This is a genomic window from Novosphingobium sp. JCM 18896, from assembly GCF_025938095.1.
Lineage (GTDB): Bacteria > Pseudomonadota > Alphaproteobacteria > Sphingomonadales > Sphingomonadaceae > Novosphingobium.
The window spans coordinates 946,042-965,094 of record NZ_JAPCZF010000001.1; the positions used below are offsets into that span (position 1 = coordinate 946,042).

The window sequence follows — 19,053 nt, forward strand, 5'->3', positions numbered from 1 at the left end:
CCGTGACACCGACGAACGGAGGCATTCGCCGAACCGCCAGGCCCGACGCCGATCCGCACTCGGATTATTGAAATACACCAATGTCAAAACGCTTTTAGGCATCGCCGAAAGCGAGTCAATTGCAATGCGCCATCCATGATGCATTTTTCTATTTTCCGGTTGATTTCCGTGTATAGCCATTCGGGAAAGCGCCGCAGGGCGTGAGGATACAGATCGGGAGAGGGCGGGTGAGCGCCAAACTGACGGGACGCAAGATACTAGTGACCGGGGCGGCGAGCGGCATGGGGCGAGAGATCGCGCGACTCTTCGCGGCCGAGGGGGCCGCGCTGGCATTGCTCGATCGTAATGCCGCGGGCGCGGCGGAAATCGCAGCCGAGCTCGGCGCCAGCGCCCATGGCTGCGACGTCGCCGATCGCGCCGAAGTGGATCGTGTGGTTGCGGCTGCCGGCGAAGCGCTGGGCGGTCTCGACGGTGTGGTCAACGCCGCGGGCATTCTCGACATCGTGCCTTTCGCCGATCTTTCGCCCGAGAGCTGGGATCGCATGCTCGCGGTCAACCTCAGCGGCCCGTTCAACGTGGTGAAGGCGGCGCTGCCGTTCCTCCAGGCCCCGGAACGCGCGACGATCGTCAACATCGCCTCGGTCTCGGCCCTGATGCCGATGGCTGGAACCGCGGGCTATTCGGCAAGCAAGGCCGGCCTCGCCATGTTCACCAAGGCGATCGCCTTCGACCTCGGCCCGAACATCCGCGCGAATTCGATCTGCCCGGGGGTGATCAAGACCGAGATGACGCGCTACCTCTGGGAGAACGCCGAGCACACCGCCCGGGCCGAGGATCGCGTCGCGCTCAAGCGCCTCGGCGAGCCCGGCGACGTAGCGCGCGCGGCGCTGTTCTTCTCGACCGAGGATTCGGGCTTCACCACGGGAACGGAGCTGCCGGTGGACGGCGGATTTTCCTGGCGGTGACTGATCATCCTCCCCGTACCGGGGAGGATTGCGATTCAGCTCAGCTCCGCCGCTGCGATCTCCTTCGCGCGCAGGCGTAGCACATCCTTCTTCACCTTGCCCGAGGGGACGCGCGGCAGGTCGTCGACCAGGACGACGTGCTCGGGGAACTTCTGCCGGGCCAAGCCCGCTCGGTCGAGGAAGCGACGGATCTCGGCAAGGTCGATCGTCTGCCCGGCGCGCGGGATGATGAAGGCGCAGCCTTTCTCGCCCGTCACCGCGCTCGGCATCGCGACGATCGCAACCTCTGCCACGGCAGGGTGCTCGGCCAGCAGGTCCTCGACCTCCTTGGGGCTGATGTTCTCGCCCGAGCGGATGATGATGTCCTTCTTGCGCCCAGTGATGACGATGTAACGTTCCTCGGCGATGCGGCCGAGATCACCCATGCGGAAGAAACCGTCGTCGAGGAAGGCGCCCTCGTTGTCCGAGGGGTGCAGATAGCCGACGAAAAGGCCCGGGCCGCACGCCAAGATCTCGCCTTCCTCGCCATCGGGCAGCGGCGCGTCGGTCACGGCATCGACGATGCGCATCTCGACCGGGGCGACGATCTCGCCGTCGGTCTCGGCGCCGAGCCGGGCCTGGGCGCGGTCGCGGATGCCGAGCGTCGCGGTCAGCATCTCGGTCGAGCCGTAGCAGCGGAAGAACAGGCAGTCGGGGAAGGCCGAGCTGGCGCGGCGGATCAGGTCGGGCGATACCGTGGTGCCACCGCAGAAGAACAGCCGCAGCGACGCCAGCGCCTCGGGCCGGTCCTGGGCCACGTCGAGCATCTGCTGGAGGAACGGCGTCGCGCCGCCGGTGACGGTGCAGCCGTTACGCGCGATGCAGTCGATGCCGTCCTCGGCCGCCCACACGTCGATCAGCACCGAGGCGTTGCCGAACAGCCAGGGCATGTCGAAAGCCCAGAGCGCGCCGGTGATGTGCGTGACGGGCGAGGGCATGAACACGACGTCGGCGGGGCCGATGCCCCAGGCCTCGCCCATGGTCCTTGCGCGATGACCGTAGGAATAGTGCGTGTGCAGCACGCCCTTGGGCCGACCGGTGGTGCCCGAGGTGTACATGACGATCAGCACAGCCGCCGGATCGACCACGGGCAGGCTGTCCGGATCGACGGGATCGCCGGCGAGGGCCTGCTCCCAGGTCAGGTCCCCGGCATCGCGCACGACGACCACGTCGCGCAGCGCGGGCAGCGAGGGGCGCAGCGCCTCGACCGCGCCATGGTGGTCGTACTTACGGAAGGTCCCCGGCACGAAGATCAGCTTCGCGCCACAGTCGGCGAGGATATAGGCGAGCTCGCTCTCGCGGTAGATCGGCGGGATCGGGTTGACGATCAGCCCGCAGATCCGCGCGGCGAGTGCGATCACCGCGGTCTCGGTCCAGTTGGGCAACTGGAACGAGACGACGTCGCCGGGCTCGAGCCCCTTGGACTGGAAAAAGCCCGCAAGCCGCAACGCCTGATCCCAGGCCTCGGCGCGGGTGCTCCGGCGCTCTCCCTCGATCAGCAGGATGTGATCGGGATCGGCGGCCACCGCCGCGCGTGCGACATCGGCAAGCGTTTCGTTCCGCCAGTCGCCGGCATCGCGCCAGGCTTGCGCCTGCTCGTCCGACCAGCGCGTCTGGAGCCCGCTCGGGTCGGTCCGCATCGTCCAGGTCATGCCGTCCTCACTCTCCGTCGGCGAGGGCGATCGTGCGCCCTTCTGCCGAAGCCATGTCGATCGCATCGAGCAGCCGCGTCAAGCGTAGCGCGACGTCGAAATCGGGCACGGTGCGCGTGCCCTCGCGGATGTCCCGCGCGAAATCCGCATGGAGCTGGCCGACGTTGATCGCCGCGCCTTCGAGCCCCGCCAGGCTGGAGGCGGGCTGAGGCTCGGCATCCGCCGACGTCGTCACGGTCAGTGCGCCGCACTGGTAGCCGCCCGGATGCTGCCCGCGGATCTCGAGCGTACCCTCGCTGCCGCGTAGTTCGAAGCGCAGCGGCAGGTGCTCGCCCGCGGTGATCTCGACGCTGGAGACGCAGCCGCTGGCGTGGCGTCCGTGGATCAGCATGTGATTGGCACAGGTCCGCGCGACCTCCTCGCCGGTCCCGGCGATCGTGACCCGGTCGCGCAGGATCGAATTGCGCGCCGTGACTTCGGCATAGGCACCGACCACGGCCTCGACCATCGCAAGCGTGTGCCCGCCGGCAATCGTCGCCAGGGTCGCGCCATTGCGGCGGTCCTGGAGGTAGGCGTAGTGCGGGGGCGCCACCGCACCCCAACCAGCGGTCGACGAGACCACGCGCAGGCTCAGCGGCCGACCGATCGCGCCCTCGCGCACCAGCTTGGCGGCATGGCGCACGGCCAGCGCATTGGCGCCCTGTAGACCGATCGCGACATGGGTTCCCGCCTGGCGTGCTGCCGCGGCCAGTTCCTCGGCCTCCGCCAGATCGCGCGCCAGCGGCCATTCGCAGTAGACATGCTTGCCGGCTTCGAGCGCGGCCAGGACGATCGCGCGGTGCTCGGGCACCTTGACCGTCACCGCAACGACATCGACCGCGGGATCGCGGGCCATCTCGCAGGAATCGGCATAGGCCTGGTCCGCGCCGAAGGTCTCGGCGGCAAGGTCGGCGATCTCCTGCGTGCGCGCCGAAACCGCGGCGATCGCGATCTCGGGCAGGGCCGCCAGCGCGGGGAAGTGCGCATCACGCGCCCATCCGCGCTCGGCATTGGCGCCAGCGAAGCCGAAACGCAGCATCAGCGTGCCTTGGGCAGGCCGAGCACGCGGTCGGCGGTGATCTCGCGCTGGATCTCGTTGGTCCCGCCCGAGATCGAGAAGACCCAGGACCACAGATAGTCGTAGGTCCAGGGATAGGCGATGCGATCGCCGTCGAATTCGAGGAAGGACCAGCCCAGGATCTCGCCGACGACTTCGCTCAAAGCCTTGTGCGTGGTCGTGACCATCAGCTTCATCATCGAGCCCTTGGGTCCGGGCTCGCCGGTGCGGTCGGTCTCGGCGATATCGGCCAGGGTCATCGCGCGGATGGCGATGCAGTCGGCCTTGATCGCGGCCAGACGCTGGGCGATGCCGTCGTCCCCGATCGCCAGGCGGCCGTCCTCGAGCCGGGTCTTGCCGGCCAGGTCGATCGCGCGATTGACCCTTTCGTAGAGCTCGAGCTGATCGCCGATGAAGCCGAGGCCGCGTTCGAACGAGAGCGTCGCAAGCGCGGTCGACCAGCCCTTGCCGACCTCGCCGACGACATTCGCCAGCGGAATCCGCACCTCGTCGTAGAACACCATCGAGACGTGATCGTCCTGCAGCATGGTGCGGATCGGCTTGATGTCGATGCCGGGCGTCTTCATGTCGCAGATCACCCAGGTGAGCCCCTTGTGGCGCTCGCTCGCGGGATCGGTGCGGATCAGCAGTTCCTGATAATCGCCATATTGCGCGTCGGTGGTCCACATCTTGGCACCGTTGACGACGATGTGGTCACCCTCGATGCGCCCACGGGTCTTGATCGAGGCGAGGTCCGAGCCGGCATTGGGCTCGGAGAAGCCCTGGCACCACAAGGACTCGCCCGAAAGGATGCGCGGCAGGTGGAACGCCTTCTGCTCGGGCGTGCCGCGCGCGATCAGCGTCGGCCCGGCGTGCATCAGCGCGACATAGGTCGTGTTGATATGGTGCGGCGCGTGGGCGCGCGCCAGTTCCTCGTACCAGATCACCTGACGCAGGCCGGACAGGCCGAGGCCGCCGTATTCCTGCGGCCAGGCGACGCCGGCCCAGCCATGGTCGTGGAGCTTGCGCTGCCAGTCGCGATCGAACTGCGCGCCGGCCTGGCCATGCGCAGGGCGGCGCGTCTGCGGCACGTTGGCCTTCAGCCATTCGCGGGCGCGGGCGCGGAAATCGCGATCGGCTTCGGTGTAGTGGAGGTCCATGTCAGTCCTCCAGTCCGGCGTGGAGCACGCGGCCGAGCAGCGCGCGCTTGGCGCCGAACAGCCGCGACAGCACCAGCGCATGCTTGAGCAGCAGATGCGCGTCGTGTTCCTCGGTGACGCCGATGCCGCCGTGGAGCTGGATCGTCGTGTCGGTCGCGGCGAGCGCGGCGCTGTTGGCGAGATGCTTGGCGACGTCGAGATGGGTAGCGGCGTCGGCGCGGCCTTCCTTGGTCGCGGCGGCGGCGTACCAGAGCTGCGCGCGCGCCGCTTCGATCCGCACGGCCACGTCGGCACAGGGATGGCGCACGGCCTGCCACGAACCGATCTTGCGACCGAAGGTCTCGCGGATTTTGGCATAGTCGACGATCAGGTCGAGCGCTGCCTCGGCCACGCCCAGCAGCATCGCCGCCGTGCCGAGCTCGCCGAGCTGCCAGATGTGGTCGCCGGCGAGCCGCTCGACGGGATCGGGCAAGGCACTCACGACGGCGAGCGAATTGGCCGGATCGAGCGCCGGCCGCGATGTCGTAGTAGCATCGGCCAGCGGATAGAGCAGGGCCTCGTCGGGCGTGACGAGGAGCGCCAGGGCGCTGTCGGCCGCGCCGAGCAGGCGCCAGGCCTCACCATCGGCAACGAGCAGCGCGACGCCGCGCGCACCCGAGACGATGTCGGCATCGCCGGTCAGATTGGCGGCGAGGCACTGTGCCAGCAGGTCGACCGGGCCACACTGCCGTCCCGCCTCGCGGAAGAACAGCGCATGCTCGACCGCCGAGAGGCCGCTGCCGCCACCGCTCTCGGGCACGGCCAGCGCGAACCAGCCCATTTCAGCGAAGCGCTGGCGCGCGGCCTGGCCGAGATCCGCCGAGCCGGGCGTGTGCAGACGTGCGATCGGCAGGGCCTGAGCGACAAAGGCGGCAGCCGCCTCGGCGATCTCGACCTCGTGTCCGTCAGGCGCGAGATACATTCATCGTCCCCCGCATCCCGAACCCCAATTCATCATCGTGAAAATGATCCACATGTCATGCATTAATCCCGAAACCCCTCCTAAGGCGGCGGGAAATAATTGCAACAGGCGACGGTTATTTTATCCCGATCGGATCGGCGGGACGATGAAATGCCGCAGCGCTCAGCCCGCGAAAGGCACTTCGGGAAGCCCGGGTTCACCGGGTTCGAGCGCGAAGACCGCGCCATTGGCGACGGTCGGCGGCGTGACCGGCGGCATCGCCATCTGCGTCGAGGTGACGAACAGCGTCGCGCGGTCGGGTCCGCCGAAAGCCGGCTTGGTCGGATTCGAGAAGGGGAGGGGCACGGTCCGGTCGAGCGTGCCGTCGGGGCGATAGCGCCGCAGCGCACCGGCCGCGACATTGGCCATCCAGTATCCCCCCGCCGAATCGACCGTGGCGCCGTCGGCGAAACCCTCGCCGTCGCCGAGCAGGACGAAAGGCCGACGGTTCGACAGGTTACCCGTCGCGGGATCGAGGTCGAACGCCTCGACCTGGCGTGTCGGCGAAGTGACCGCGTACATTGTCCGCCCGTCGGGCGAGAAGGCGAGGCCGTTGGCGACGTGCACGCCGGTGATCACCGGCACGAGCCTGTCGCCATCGAGCCGGCAATAGGCAGCATCGGCCGAGACCCGCTCGGCGATGAACCGGGTGTCGTAACCGCCGATCCAGAAGCGCCCCTGGCGATCGCAGGCGCATTCATGAAGATGGACATGCGACGGGAAGGGCGAGGGCACGCGGAAGGCAAGATCATCGCTCGCCGGGTCGAAATCGTAGAGCCCGTCGGCCAGCGCCACCAGCAGCCCGCCGTCGGCCTTGAACACGAAGCCGCCGATCCGCCGCGGCATCGGCCAGACGCGGTGCTCGTTCGATTCGGGGTGCCAGCGGTGCAGTTCGGGCTCGTGCTCGCAGTTGATCCACCACAGTGCCTGTTCGGCCTCGGACCAGGCGGGCGTCTCGCCGAGGTGGTTGTTGGCGTCGAAGGCGGTGCGGACTTCGGTCATCGGGCGGTCTCCAGGAACTGGCCGACATGCTCGGCGGCGCGGCGCAAGCCGGCTTCGACACCCTCGGCGGCAAGACGCGGGCCGATCACCTCGAGATCGTACCATCCGGTGAAACCGCTGCGCGAGATCGCCGGTATCAGCCGGTCGAGCGGTACGGCGCCGTCGCCGGGCACCGCGCGACAGGGCAGGCCGCGGTCGCCGTAGACGTAGTCGGCGACCTGGACGAGCGCCACGTCCGCGCCGGCTTCGGCGATCACCGCCTCGATGTCGGCATCGGTCCAGCAGGCAAAGAGGTCGATCATCACCGCGATGCCCGCACCGCGCGCCAGCGCGAGGGTATCGGCCAGACGGTGTGCGATCGAAACGTCGGCATAGAGGTGCGAGGTCGGCTCGATACCGAGCCGTAGCCCCGCCGCCCTCGCGGCTTCTGCGCAAGGCGCCATCGCGTCGGCAAAGCGCGCGGCGGCGGTGGGCCAGTTCAGGTCGCCGCGACCGCCTGTGGTCATGATCACCGTCGCAGCGCCGACATCCCGCGCTATGCCGATGGTGCGGAGCAGGCGTTCGCGCGCGGCGTCGGTCTCGGCCGGGGTGGCATAGCCGAAGGCACGATGGGTCAGCGTCGCGACGGCGAGCCCGGCCTCGCGAAAGGCCCGCGCGCTCTCGGCCACGCCGAAGGCGAGCACCTGGTCGAGTTCGGGGCTGATCCCGCCCGCACCGATCCGCGCGATCCGTTCCACCTGTTCGCCGAGCGGCGCGGGCGGCAGGCACAGCGTGTTGATCGAGATCGCCGGATGCATGCGTGGTCAGCCCGCGAGCGGGGTCGATTGGAAGGCGACGAGGCGCCAGTCGCCGGCCTTCGCCCAGACCGTCGTCACGCGATTGTTGAGCCGCTTGTCGACACCCTCGACGCGCACGTCGGTGGTCATCCGGCCCGTGAGCAGCGCTGCATCGGGCGCGAGCGCGGTCACCTGCGCCTCGTCCCAGGCGATGCCGACATAGACGATCCGCCCCGCCGCCATCTTGGCGAGATAGGCCGCCCGATCGTCGACCGCGCCGGTGGCATGGGCGAAGTGCAGCCGTGGATCGAGCAGATCGGCCAGCGCCGCATTGTCGTTCGCCAGCATGGCATCGCAGCGACACTTCTCTGCCGCCAACACCGCCGTGGTCAGATCTTCGTTCAAGCTCGGCTCCTCTGCCGGGGTCGTCCTGCGGCCCATCGAATCGTCGCCTCAGCAGGTATCGAGATTATAAGATTGCATAAAGCCTATTCCATTTTTTGGATGCGAGAGGCAAAGGCGGAGACGAGGGAGGGATCGGCATGAGCGACCAGGGTTCCGTGATAGACCGCATGTTCGCCGCGCTGGCCGCGGGCAAGGTCGAGGCCGCGCTCGCCTGCCTCTCCGACGATGCGAAGATATGGCACGGTTTCGATTGCCTGGCGCACGACAAAGCCGCGATGCGCGCGCAATACCGGGGGCTGGTCGATGGCTTCCCGGCGCGCGATTTCGTCGACGTGCGCCGCCAGGCCACGCCCACGGGTTTCGTCCAGCAGCATGTAATGACCGCGACCACGCCGTCGGGCCAGCGCAAGGCCTGGCCGGCCTGCATCGTCGTACGCATAGAAAACGGGCTGATCACAAGGCTCGACGAATACATCGACCGCGCCGGCGCGTTCGAGCCGCCGGCCACCGGTGCGCTCGTAACGCCCGGACTAGACGACTGATAGGGAGAGGAATGCCATGATGCGGTTCGAAGGCAAGGTCGCGATCGTCACCGGTGGCGCGCGCGGCATCGGCGCGGCGATCGTCGCGCGGCTCGTGGCGGAGGGCGCAAAGGTGCTCGTCGCCGATCTCGATCCGCCGGCCAAGCAGAGCGAAAGCATCGTCTATCGCCGTACCGACGCGACCCAGGCCGCCGAGGTCGAGGCCGCCGTCGCCGCGGTGATCGAGCGCTGGGGCCGGCTCGATGTGCTGGTCAACAATGCCGGCATCGGCGCGCTCGCCGAGACACCCGACATGAGCGAGGATGCCTGGGACAAGGTCTTCGCGATCAACACCAAGGCGGTGTTCCTGTTCTGCAAGGCGGCGATCCCGGTGATGCGCGGCCAGGGTGGCGGCGCGATCGTCAACGTGGCCTCGATCTCGGGCCTCGTCGGCGACTATGCGATGGGCGCCTACAACGCCTCGAAGGGCGCAGTGGTGAACTACACGCGCTCGCTCGCGCTCGACTGCGGGCGCGACCATATTCGCGTCAACGCGCTGTGCCCGGGACTGATCGAGACCGAGATGGCCGCCGCCGCGATCGCCGATCCGATCGACCGCGCCTTCTGGTTCGATCGCATCGCGCTCGGCCGCTCGGGCCGGCCCGACGAGATGGCGGCCGTCGCCGCCTTCCTCGCTTCGGACGACGCCTCCTACATGACCGGCGCGATCGTCGCGGCCGACGGCGGCATGACGGCGCACACCGGCCAGCCCAACGCGCCCGACCGTATCCGCCAGCGAAAGCTGCGCTGATGCGCCGCTGGCTCAAGCGGCCCGAAGGCTCGAACTGGGGCCAGTTCGGCGACGACGACCAGATCGGCCGGATGAACTTGATCACCCCCGCGCGCCGCCTCGCCGCGGTCGCGAGCGTGACCGAGGGCCTGGCCTTTCCGCTGAGCCTGCCGCTCGACCATCCGAAGAAGCAGGTCTTCGCCGGGCGCAATCCGCCGGTGCTCTCGCCGACGATCAGCGCCGACGGCCGCACGATGTACGACTGGATGCCCGCCGGCGGCCCGATCGACGTGGTCAACGACGACCAGGTTCTGCTCGGCCTGCAATATTCGACGCAGTGGGACGGGCTCAGCCACTACGGCACCCGCTTCGACGCCGACGACGACGGCGAGGCCGAGCATGTCTTCTACAACGGCTATCGCATCGATCGCGACTTCGTCCTGCCGGGCGAAGGGCGGGCACCCGCGGCGCTGGCGCTCGGCATCGAAAAGCTGGCCGAGACCGGCGTCCAGGGGCGCGGCGTGCTCGTAGACCTGCGGCGATCCCCGGAGAAGGTCGGCTACGACGCGCTGATGCGCGCGATGGACGCGCAGGGCGCGGAAGCGGGCGAGGGTGACTTCCTCTGCATCCACACCGGCTACGCCGACCTGCTGCTGCGCGACGGCGCAGAAGTGTCCGACGCCGAACTCGCGGCCTGCCCGGGGCTCGACGGCAGCGATGGCGCGCTGCTCGACTGGATCGACCGCTCGGGGATCGCGGCGATCTGCGCGGACAATTCGATGGTCGAGAAGATCGACGGGCTGAACCGCTGCGCCGGCACGGCGATGATGCCGCTGCACGCGCATTGCCTGGTCAAACTCGGCGTCCATCTCGGCGAATTCTGGTGGTTCGGCGCGCTCGGGACGGCGCTGGCCGAGCGCGGCCGCAGCCATTTCCTGCTGACCGCGCCGCCGCTCAACCTGCCCGGTGCCGTGGGCTCGCCGGTCACACCGATCGCCACAATATGACCCGAAAAAAGAAATCGAATTAATTTTTCGATTGACGACTCGCGCCGCTTGCGAATTAATGCAACACGCGTGAGGAGATACATATGACCATCGCCCTCGATTCCAATAAGACCAAGATCGCCAAGCGGGTGATCGAAGTGTTCGAATTCTTCGCTTCCGAGAACCGGCGCGCGACGGTGATGGACATCGTCCGTCGCTATGATCGGCCGCAGTCGAGCACGTCCGAACTGCTCGGCGCGCTGGTCGAGCTGGGGTTGCTCTACAAGGACCCGGCCTCGCGCTCCTATGCGCCGACGCCGCGGCTCGCCGCCTTTGGTTTCGCCGCGCAACCCGAGCCGATCGCCAGCGGCCGACTGTTCGACTACATGGATCGCCTCGCGCAGACCTCGCGCGCCGGCGTCGGCCTGTTTGGCGTGGTCGGTACTCACGTCCAGCTGTTCCGCTGGGTGCAGGGCGCCGACCTGGCCAGTGGTGCGCTCGACTGCGGCGCCAGCGTGCCGCTGTCTGCCAGCCCGGTCGGCCTGCTGCTGCTGTCCTCGCTGGGGCTCGAACAGGCGAGCCGGATGCTCTGGCGCCTCAACGCCGAAGCCCCGCCCGAAGACCGCTTCAACCTGGCCGACTTCAACGAGATCGTCGCGCGTTGCGGCGAGCTCGGTCATGTCACCGGCGATTCGGGCTTCACCAAGGACAGCCGCGTCACCGCCATGCTGCTGCCCGAGGGCCTGGGCGAGCGCCGGCTCGCACTCGGCGTCGTCTATCCGACCACCGCGACGGTCAATCCCGACGCACTGCTCGCCACGCTCGAACACGGGGTTGGGCACTGCCTGGGCGAGGAGCAGGTCCTGGCCGCGCCCTTCGTGCGCTCGATGGTGAACTGAGCGCCTGGATGGCCACTGCCGCACAGTCCTCGATCAGCCACAACCAGATCGGTCAGAAGCTCGGCCGCAAGGGGCAGGAAACGCGCGAGCGGATCATCTCGGCGATGCTCCAACTGCTCGCCGATCACGACGGTCCGCCAGTGACCGTCAGCGGCGTCGCCAAGGAAGCCCAGGTCCGGCCGCCCAACGTCTACCTCTACTTCCCCGACATGGGCGAGCTCGTGCTTGCCGCTCTCTCGCGCGTGATGGACACGGCCGAGGAAGCCTATCTCGCGCGCCTGCGCCGGCGCTGGCCCGACGAAACGCTGCACGAATGCTGCTTGGCCTTCCTCACCGCGCACTACGACTTCTGGGACCGGCACGCGCGACTGCTCCACATGCGCAATGCCATGGCCGATGCCAGCGACCTCAGGATCCTGCGCTACCGCAACGACGTGACACTGCCGCTGATCAGGCTGCTGGCCGATCAGATCGGTTCGGGACTACGCGAGGATGCCGATATCGCCTGCGTGCTGCTGACCGGGCTCGAGCGCGTCGCCACCGTGGTCACCAATCCGCAGTTCCGCATCATCACCGGCGGTTTCACCGAGCACGACCAGCGCACCTATGTCCGCAACCTGATCGCGGCCGAGGCCGAGATCCTGGCCGTGGTCATCGCCCATCGCCGCCCCAGCAGCGCAGCAACGAAGGAATAGCCGCTTGTACATCGGCACCCATGCCCGGACGCAGCCCGACAAGCTGGCGGTCGTCCGCCCTGCCACGGGCGAAAGCCTGACCTACAAGGCGCTCGACGACCGTTCGAACCAGCTCGCGCAGCTGCTCCACGCGCATGGCCTGCGCCGCGGCGATCACGTCGCGCTCTATCTCGAGAACCACCTGGCCTTCTTCGAGGTGATCTGGGCGGGCATGCGTTCGGGGCTCTACATCACCCCGATCAACCGCTTCCTGCCCGCGGCCGAGGCCGCCTATATCGTCGACGACTGCGATGCACGCGTGCTGATCGTCTCGGCCGCGCTCGACCAGTCGGAAGAGCTTGGCCGGCTTGCCTCACGCTGCGAGGTCAAGCTCTCGGTCGGCGGCGCGCTGCCGGGTTTCAATGACTACGACACGGCAATCGCACGCCATCGGGCCGAGCCTTTGGCCGAGGAGCCGCTGGGCACTTTCATGCTCTATTCGTCGGGCACCACGGGCAAGCCCAAGGGTATCAAGCGGCCGCTCGCCGATCTTTCCGCCAAGGACGGCAATCCCGGCATGAAGGCGACAGTCGGCATGTTCGGCATCGACGGCGACAGCATCTACCTTTCGCCCGCACCACTCTATCACTCGGCACCCGCCGGCTACGTCACCGGCGTCACCCAGGCCGGCGGCACCGTGGTGATGATGGACAAATTCGATGCCGAGGCCGCGCTCGACCTGATCGATCGCCACAAGGTCACGCACTCGCTGTGGGTACCGACGATGTTCGTGCGCATGCTCAAGCTCGATCCCGCGATCCGTGCAAAATACGACCTGTCGAGCCAGCGCAGCGCGATCCATGCCGCGGCGCCGTGCCCGGTCGAGGTCAAACGCCAGATGATCGCCTGGTGGGGCCCGATCATCGAGGAGTTCTATTCGTCGACCGAGATGGCCGGATTCGCCAAGATCGGCAGCCGCGACTGGCTCGACCATCCGGGATCGGTCGGCCGATCGCAGGGCAAGCCCTTCCACATTTGCGACGAGCAAGGCCGCGAACTGCCGCCCGGCGAGCCGGGGATCATCTATGGCGAGGCGCAGACCGTTACGCGCTTCACCTACCACAAGGACGACGGCAAGACCGTCGGCGCCTCACACCCACAGCACCCCGAATGGGCGACGGTCGGCGACGTCGGCTATCTCGACGCGGAAGGCTACCTCTACCTGACCGATCGCAAGGCCTTCATGATCATCTCGGGCGGGGTGAACATCTACCCGCAGCAGATCGAGGATGCCCTGGCGCTGCACCCCAAGATCGCCGACGTCGCGGTGATCGGCGTGCCCAACGAGGAACTGGGCGAAGAGGTCAAGGCCGTGGTCGAACCCGCCGAGGGCGTGGCACCGTCGGCCGAACTAGCCGAGGAAATCCGAGACTTCGTGCGCGAAAGGCTCGGCCGCCAGTTGACGCCGCGCACGGTCGATTTCACCGACGCGCTGCCGCGACTGCCCACGGGCAAGCTCTACAAGAAGGCGCTGCGCGACCAGTATTGGAAGAACTGACAGGGCCTCGCGCCCTGCTCAATCAGCCCGCTCGTGCTGAGCCTGTCGAAGCACCCGGCGCAACGCTGCGCCGGCACCCGTCGACAAGCTCAGGGTGAGCGGGTCTGGGATCAGCCGCCGAGCAGCGGCCAGAGCACCATCGCCAGCCCGACGACGCTGACCAGGAACACCAGCGAGCGCACCACCGGCACGCCCAAGGCATAGAGCGGCAGATAGACCACGCGCGCGCCGAGCCATATCCAACCGCCGAGCGCGGTCATGTCGCCGGTCCGCCCAGCGGCCACGACGCCGAGCAACGCCACGATCGCGATCGGAAAGGTCTCCTGGTAGTTCGCCTGGGCACGGACCATGCGTCCGACGATCGGATCCATCGGCGGCAGCGCTTCGTCGCGCGCGCCGGTGTTCCACTTGGTGCCGTATTGGCGCGTCTTGACGTGCCCCGCGGCGAAGATGTGGACGAAGAGCAGCACGGCTCCCCAGGCCAGGATCAGAATTTCGGTGTGCATCGTTCCCCCTCCGTCGGTCTTGCGATCGAAGCCCTGTCGTTAGCGCAATCGCGCGTGTTTGCCCCTTTTCGCCGGCATAGACCGTCCCCGCGATATGGCGCGCCGCAGCTTGCCATGATGCGGCCCGCGATCAAGCTGGTGCAATGAAGACGATGCTCGTCGTCGGTGCAACCGGCGTGATCGGCGAGGCCTGCCTCGCGCATTTTGGTGCCTTGCCCGACTGGCGCGTGATCGCGCTGTCGCGACGCATACCCGACGGGCTGGGCCACGCGCGCCATCTGGCACTCGACCTGACCGATGCGACGGCCTGCCGCGCGGCCGCAGGCGAACTGACGGAGGTCACCCATGTCGTCTACGCAGCGGTGTCCGAGCAGCCTGGTCTCGTCGTCGGATGGCGCGATCCCGCGCAGATGGAACTCAACCGGGCGATGCTGGGCAACCTGCTCGACTCCCTAGTCAGCGCTCGCGGGCTGCGACACGTCACCTTGCTGCAAGGTGCCAAGGCCTATGGCGCGCACGCCGGTATCGCGCCGCGCCTGCCCGCGCGCGAGCGAGAACCGCGGGTCGAGCATCCGAACTTCTACTGGCTGCAGGAAGAGCTGCTGCGCGACTGGGCGCGGGCGCATGACCTGGGCTGGACCGTGTTCCGCCCCGGCGTGATCGTCGGCGGCGCCTGGGGCGCGGTGATGAACCCGCTGCTGGCGATCGGCGCCTATGCCGCGATCCGCCGCGAGGAGAGCAAGAGCTTCGCCTATCCCGGCGGCGTGCCGCAGATCGGCGAACTGGTCGATGCCGGGCTGCTCGCCGAGGCCTTCGCCTGGGCGGCGGAAGCCCCCGCGGCGCGCCACGAGACCTTCAACGTGACCAACGGCGACGTCTTCGCCTGGCGCACCGCGTGGCCAGCGATCGCCCGCACGCTCGGCGTCGAGACCGGTCCCGACGAACCGTTGAGCCTCGCCGCCTATCTGATCGAGCGCGCCGATATCTGGGACCGGGTCGTCGCGCGCGAAGGCCTGCGCGCGTTGAACCTCGCGCGGTTCCTCGGCGAGAGCCATCATTATGCCGACGTCCTGCTGCAGAAGGACGCGACCGCAATCCGGCTGCCGACGCTGCTGAGCACGATCAAGCTGCGCCAGGCCGGCTTCGCCGCCTGCCGCGACAGCGAGGACGTAGTCTGCGGCTGGCTGGCCGAAATGCAGGCAAGGCGGCTCCTGCCACCAGCCTGAAGGCTCAGACCAAGGTCACCCCCGGATATTCGCCGATGATGATGCTCTCCATGTCGCCAAAGCCGCTGTTCGCTCCCTCGCGAATGCGGACGGGGCGATCGCGGATCTGCCAGCGATAGTTCTCGGCGGTCTTTTCGGATGCATTGACGTCGTCGATGCACTCGCCGTCGAGGAAATCCTCGCCCTTGAAGCTGCCGTGAATCTGGTCCTTCCACGGCCCGTACATGCCGGGCAGCAGGCGGAAGCCCATTTCGGGATCGATCGCCTCAATCTCGAAGACACGCTCTTCGACCGACTTGCCCTTGCCCGCGACGATCGCGGTTATCCTCCCGTGCATCGCCGCCTTGTCACCCTGACGATAGGCGATCTCGGGATAGAGATGGAGGATCGGGATCTGGGTGCCGTCGCTCTCGTTGATGTAGCCGCTGAAGAACTCGGGCGGGCCCTCTCCGCCGAAATCGCGGAAATAGTAGGCGAGGTCGTAGCTCGTGCCGTCGGGGCGATCGATCTGCGAGACCAGCCAGTTGAAGTGATAGGGCTGGCCGGCCTTGCTGCCGCCGGTTGCACCGATGTTGCCGGGAACGAGGTCGCTCGGATCCTTGCCGACATGCTCGCGCACGCCCCACGAATGGTCGCGGAAGCCGAACCAGTCCTCGGGCGCCACGGAGATGCGCTCGCCCTCGATCTCGATCCAGCCCGTGATCGTGCCGGCCTGATGATAGCGGATCACGTCGGAGGCTGCGCGACCGGCGGCGAAGACGGTATCCCGCTTCTCGAAGAAGGCCGGCATCGTCGCGGTGAAGACCAGGTCGAAGGCGATCGGCTGCGCGGCATTGGGGGCCAGGGCTATGCGGATCGCCTTGAACGGCTCGATCACCTCATAGCTGAGCGGGCCGACCGAGGTCTCCTCGAGCTGCGGCCGCAGCACCCGGCTCGCGCGCACGGTGCGCTGCTGGGTGCCCCTCTGCACGCCGGCGAAACCGTCGAGCACGTTGCGGTTGGTATACTTGCCCAGGCCGAAGCTCGCGGCGAGCGAGCCGTCCTTGCGCGCGAGCATGAACCAGACCTTCTCGGTCCAGGCCCGATCGGCCGAAGCCACCGTGGCGTGGGTGTTGACGATCTGGTGATTGAGGAATTCGTCCGTCGGCGTCAGCGGCGCGATAGTCGGGATCATGGAAAGGCCTCTCAGAAGTCGCCGCCGTCGAGCATCGCCGTCATGACGCCGAGATAGTAATCGAGATTCTTCGCGAAGTAGGCGAGCTTGGGATCCTCGCTGCGGCCGGTCAGCCACATGTTGGTGCCCTCGGCGATGATCGCGGTGATCTTTCCGATCTGCGCGATCTCGTGCCAGAACACGCCCTCGGCCGAGCGTCCCGAGGCTTCCTCCCACCAGGCGATGACCTGCGCGCGATCGGGCATGCCCGGCTGCTTCTGCGGCGTCGTCGCGCCGTGATAAGGGCAGGCGAAGCCGTAGAGCATGTAGCCGAGATCGGCGAGCGGCTCGCCGTTCAGCGCCATCTCCCAGTCGAGCACGGCGCTGACCTTGCCGTCCTGCCACATCAGGTTCGACAGCTTGGTATCGCCGTGAACCACCGCCGGCGCGCCGCTTCGCGGAGCCGGCCGCGCCAGCAGGCGGTCGTACTGTGCGACGAGGGCAGGGGCGTTCGCCGCCGCCGCGAAGGCGCGCCAGGTACGCGCATCGTCCTCGGGCGAGACGGGGGCGCCAAGCACGTCGAGCGGCTGCAGCCTCGCCAGCGAGCCGAAGGCCGAGACCCAGCGGTGGGCGATGTCGCTGCGGAACGCGTCGCTGCCCTCGACGAACCAGGGCTGGAGATCGAGGTCGTGGATCGATTCGCCGGCGACGCGCTCCATCACGAAGAACGGCACGCCGAGCGCGTGGGTATCCTCGCTCGCCAGCACGATCTGCGGCACGGGCGGGGCACCGGGCGCCTGGCCGAGTTCGCTGTAGATCGCCGCCTGGGCGATCACGTCGTGGCCGTCGAGCATCGCCCCGGCCGAGGGCGGCAGCCGCAGGATCAGGTCGGCACCCTCGATCAGATAGGTCTCGTTGGAAAAGCCCGTGGTCAGCGGCTTCACGCCGATTATCGTCGTGCCTTGCGGCAACATGGCTTGCAGCACGCGGGTCGTCTGGTCGAGGTCGGCGATCATGGCATTTCCATGCGAGCGATGGGACGAGCTGTCTACACGCAATGAATTGCACTTGTCATGATTCATTTTATACCGTGTCGACGATACGACGATCGAGGAACGGGATTCGATGGACTGGCTGAATGACGATCAGCGCGCACTGCGCGACATGGCAGAGACCTTCGCACGCAAGGAAGTAGAACCCGTCGCCAACCGCATCGACATGGAGGAGCGCACGCCAGACGAGCTCGTCGCCAAGGCGGCCGAACTCGGACTCTACGGTCTCTATACCAGCGAGGCATACGGCGGCGTCGGGGCGGACCTGGTCTCGGTCTGCCTGGTCAGCGAGGAGATCGCCAAGGCCAGCCCGGCCTTCGCCGGCATGCTGACCGTGCAGATAGTGCTCTGCCCGAAGACGGTCGAAATCCTCGGCACCGAGGAACAGAAACAGCGCATCCTGCCCAAGGCGGCGGCCGGCGAGCGGCTGATGGCCTATTCGCAGAGCGAGCCCGGCGGGGCGGCCAACATCGCCGCACACCTGACCAAGGCCGTGCCCGATACGCAGAGCGAGGGCTGGCGGCTCGACGGCGCCAAGCTGTTCTGCACCCAGGGCTCGGCCCAGACCTACCTCGTCATGTGCAAGACGAAGGACCGCGACGGCAACGAGGGCTATGGCTGCGTCATCGTCGAGGCCGAGGACGCGGGTTTCCAGGTCGCGCCCTACGAGCACAAGCTCGGCTGGCGCGGCACCAACACCGGGCCGATCTCGTTCGACAACGTCCATCTCGCGCCCGACGACATCCTCGGCGACCTGCTCAGCGGCGGCTTCTCGCACCGCGCCGCGAACACCGCCAACCTGCTCGCGCATTGCGCGGTCTCGGTCGGCTGCGCACAGGGCCTGTTCGACAAGACGCTCGACTACGTGAAGCAGCGCCGGCTCTACGGCCGCGACATGTCCGAATTGCAGCCGATCGCCTACTGGCTGGCCGAGAGCCACGCCAAGATCGTCGCGGCGCGCGCGCTGCTCTACGACACGGTCCGCGCCTTCGAGGCGGGTGCGATGGCGCCGGCGCAGTCGAACGTCTGCAAGACCTTCGTCTGCGAGACCATGTTCGACGTCTGCGTGAAGCTGCTCCAGCTCTGGGGCGGCAGCGGCATCATGGATTCGACCGGGGTCAACCGCTACATGCGCGACGCCCGCGCCCAGTGCGTCGCCGAGGGCGCGAGCGAGATCCACTATGCGATCATCGCCAACCAACTGCTCCACGGGCAGCCCACCCTAGTGCCCAGCAACATCGTCAAGAAGGCCTGAGGCCCATCATACTTTGGCAGGCTGGCTTTCGGCCAGACGGCAAGGCATCCTCCGGCGATCGACGATCGCCCGGAGGACAAGCCGTGACCGCACCCGACACACCCGAGAAGCCGACACCCGCAGCCGAAGAAGCCGAACGCAAGCGCAAGGAACACCTCGACGAAGCGCTCGACGAGGCCTTGGACGAAAGCTTTCCTGCGAGCGATCCGCCCGCGGTCCACTGACCGTCCATTCAGCGATTTTTAGGGAAGGTGGTGGACGCACTTGGGCTCGAACCAAGGACCCGCTGATTAAGAGTCAGCTGCTCTACCAACTGAGCTATGCGTCCACACTGCCGT

The 19,053-nt window shown here is 67.6% G+C and carries 20 protein-coding genes and 1 tRNA gene; 10 read left to right on the top strand and 11 right to left on the bottom strand.

Annotated features, from left to right (window positions below):
• The first annotated feature begins 227 nt into the window (after positions 1–227).
• Positions 228–965: an SDR family NAD(P)-dependent oxidoreductase gene (locus tag OLX23_RS04555; RefSeq protein ID WP_264443361.1), complete on the top strand. Its 738-nt coding sequence runs from the start codon at positions 228–230 to the stop codon at positions 963–965.
• A 35-nt stretch (positions 966–1,000) separates the two neighbouring features.
• Here the strand turns inward: OLX23_RS04555 and OLX23_RS04560 are convergent, their stop codons facing one another.
• The 7 genes from OLX23_RS04560 to OLX23_RS04590 form a co-directional block, all read right to left on the bottom strand.
• The gene (locus OLX23_RS04560) at positions 1,001–2,656 is read right to left on the bottom strand and encodes an AMP-binding protein (RefSeq protein WP_264443362.1); all 1,656 of its coding nucleotides are present in this window, start codon (positions 2,654–2,656) and stop codon (positions 1,001–1,003) included.
• Between the two features lie 7 nt (positions 2,657–2,663).
• Positions 2,664–3,734, bottom strand: coding sequence for a Gfo/Idh/MocA family protein (locus OLX23_RS04565; protein WP_264443363.1), 1,071 nt, complete (start codon positions 3,732–3,734; stop codon positions 2,664–2,666).
• A complete protein-coding gene (locus tag OLX23_RS04570; protein ID WP_264443364.1) occupies positions 3,734–4,912 on the bottom strand; it encodes an acyl-CoA dehydrogenase family protein in 1,179 nt (392 codons plus the stop codon). The genes OLX23_RS04565 and OLX23_RS04570 overlap by 1 nt, the downstream gene beginning before the upstream one ends.
• Position 4,913: 1 nt before the next feature.
• Complete coding sequence (locus OLX23_RS04575) at positions 4,914–5,873, bottom strand: acyl-CoA dehydrogenase family protein (protein ID WP_264443365.1); 960 nt, start codon at positions 5,871–5,873, stop codon at positions 4,914–4,916.
• Between the two features lie 162 nt (positions 5,874–6,035).
• Positions 6,036–6,914 carry an SMP-30/gluconolactonase/LRE family protein gene (locus OLX23_RS04580; protein WP_264443366.1) on the bottom strand — a complete coding sequence of 293 codons (879 nt, stop codon included), beginning with the start codon at positions 6,912–6,914 and terminating at the stop codon, positions 6,036–6,038.
• Positions 6,911–7,711, bottom strand: coding sequence for a sugar phosphate isomerase/epimerase family protein (locus OLX23_RS04585; RefSeq protein ID WP_264443368.1), 801 nt, complete (start codon positions 7,709–7,711; stop codon positions 6,911–6,913). The genes OLX23_RS04580 and OLX23_RS04585 overlap by 4 nt, the downstream gene beginning before the upstream one ends.
• A gap of 6 nt (positions 7,712–7,717) precedes the next feature.
• Positions 7,718–8,095 carry a nuclear transport factor 2 family protein gene (locus OLX23_RS04590; protein ID WP_264443369.1) on the bottom strand — a complete coding sequence of 126 codons (378 nt, stop codon included), beginning with the start codon at positions 8,093–8,095 and terminating at the stop codon, positions 7,718–7,720.
• A 137-nt stretch (positions 8,096–8,232) separates the two neighbouring features.
• Here OLX23_RS04590 and OLX23_RS04595 point away from each other — a divergent pair, with 137 nt between their 5' ends.
• The 6 genes from OLX23_RS04595 to OLX23_RS04620 all read left to right on the top strand — a co-directional run bounded on the left by OLX23_RS04595 (position 8,233) and on the right by OLX23_RS04620 (position 13,523).
• On the top strand, positions 8,233–8,637 hold the full coding sequence (locus OLX23_RS04595) for a nuclear transport factor 2 family protein (RefSeq protein ID WP_264443370.1): 405 nt from the start codon (positions 8,233–8,235) through the stop codon (positions 8,635–8,637).
• Positions 8,638–8,653: 16 nt separating this feature from the next.
• Positions 8,654–9,427 carry an SDR family NAD(P)-dependent oxidoreductase gene (locus OLX23_RS04600; protein ID WP_264443371.1) on the top strand — a complete coding sequence of 258 codons (774 nt, stop codon included), beginning with the start codon at positions 8,654–8,656 and terminating at the stop codon, positions 9,425–9,427.
• Positions 9,427–10,413 carry a cyclase family protein gene (locus OLX23_RS04605; protein WP_264443372.1) on the top strand — a complete coding sequence of 329 codons (987 nt, stop codon included), beginning with the start codon at positions 9,427–9,429 and terminating at the stop codon, positions 10,411–10,413. The genes OLX23_RS04600 and OLX23_RS04605 overlap by 1 nt, the downstream gene beginning before the upstream one ends.
• Positions 10,414–10,496: 83 nt before the next feature.
• Positions 10,497–11,291, top strand: coding sequence for a helix-turn-helix domain-containing protein (locus tag OLX23_RS04610; protein ID WP_264443374.1), 795 nt, complete (start codon positions 10,497–10,499; stop codon positions 11,289–11,291).
• 8 nt (positions 11,292–11,299) lie between these two features.
• Positions 11,300–11,986 (top strand): TetR/AcrR family transcriptional regulator, encoded by a 687-nt coding sequence (locus OLX23_RS04615; RefSeq protein ID WP_264443375.1) that lies wholly within the window; start codon positions 11,300–11,302, stop codon positions 11,984–11,986.
• 4 nt (positions 11,987–11,990) lie between these two features.
• Positions 11,991–13,523: an AMP-binding protein gene (locus tag OLX23_RS04620; RefSeq protein WP_264443377.1), complete on the top strand. Its 1,533-nt coding sequence runs from the start codon at positions 11,991–11,993 to the stop codon at positions 13,521–13,523.
• A 110-nt stretch (positions 13,524–13,633) separates the two neighbouring features.
• On the opposite strand, the gene OLX23_RS04625 is transcribed toward OLX23_RS04620, so the two are convergent.
• Positions 13,634–14,029 (bottom strand): MAPEG family protein, encoded by a 396-nt coding sequence (locus OLX23_RS04625; protein ID WP_264443378.1) that lies wholly within the window; start codon positions 14,027–14,029, stop codon positions 13,634–13,636.
• Between the two features lie 143 nt (positions 14,030–14,172).
• Here OLX23_RS04625 and OLX23_RS04630 point away from each other — a divergent pair, with 143 nt between their 5' ends.
• Positions 14,173–15,255: an NAD-dependent epimerase/dehydratase family protein gene (locus tag OLX23_RS04630; RefSeq protein WP_264443379.1), complete on the top strand. Its 1,083-nt coding sequence runs from the start codon at positions 14,173–14,175 to the stop codon at positions 15,253–15,255.
• Positions 15,256–15,259: 4 nt separating this feature from the next.
• Here OLX23_RS04630 and OLX23_RS04635 read toward each other — a convergent pair whose 3' ends face one another.
• Positions 15,260–16,429, bottom strand: a complete 1,170-nt coding sequence (locus tag OLX23_RS04635) for a hypothetical protein (protein WP_264443380.1) — start codon at positions 16,427–16,429, stop codon at positions 15,260–15,262.
• 11 nt (positions 16,430–16,440) lie between these two features.
• The gene (locus tag OLX23_RS04640) at positions 16,441–17,424 is read right to left on the bottom strand and encodes a phosphotransferase family protein (RefSeq protein ID WP_264443382.1); all 984 of its coding nucleotides are present in this window, start codon (positions 17,422–17,424) and stop codon (positions 16,441–16,443) included.
• Positions 17,425–17,533: 109 nt separating this feature from the next.
• On the opposite strand from OLX23_RS04640, the gene OLX23_RS04645 reads away from it, so the two are divergent.
• Positions 17,534–18,715: an acyl-CoA dehydrogenase family protein gene (locus tag OLX23_RS04645; RefSeq protein WP_264443383.1), complete on the top strand. Its 1,182-nt coding sequence runs from the start codon at positions 17,534–17,536 to the stop codon at positions 18,713–18,715.
• 83 nt (positions 18,716–18,798) lie between these two features.
• The gene (locus OLX23_RS04650; RefSeq protein ID WP_264443385.1) at positions 18,799–18,939 is read left to right on the top strand and encodes a hypothetical protein; all 141 of its coding nucleotides are present in this window, start codon (positions 18,799–18,801) and stop codon (positions 18,937–18,939) included.
• Positions 18,940–18,967: 28 nt separating this feature from the next.
• Here the strand turns inward: OLX23_RS04650 and OLX23_RS04655 are convergent.
• Positions 18,968–19,043: transfer RNA gene (locus OLX23_RS04655), tRNA-Lys, on the bottom strand.
• Positions 19,044–19,053 lie beyond the last annotated feature (10 nt).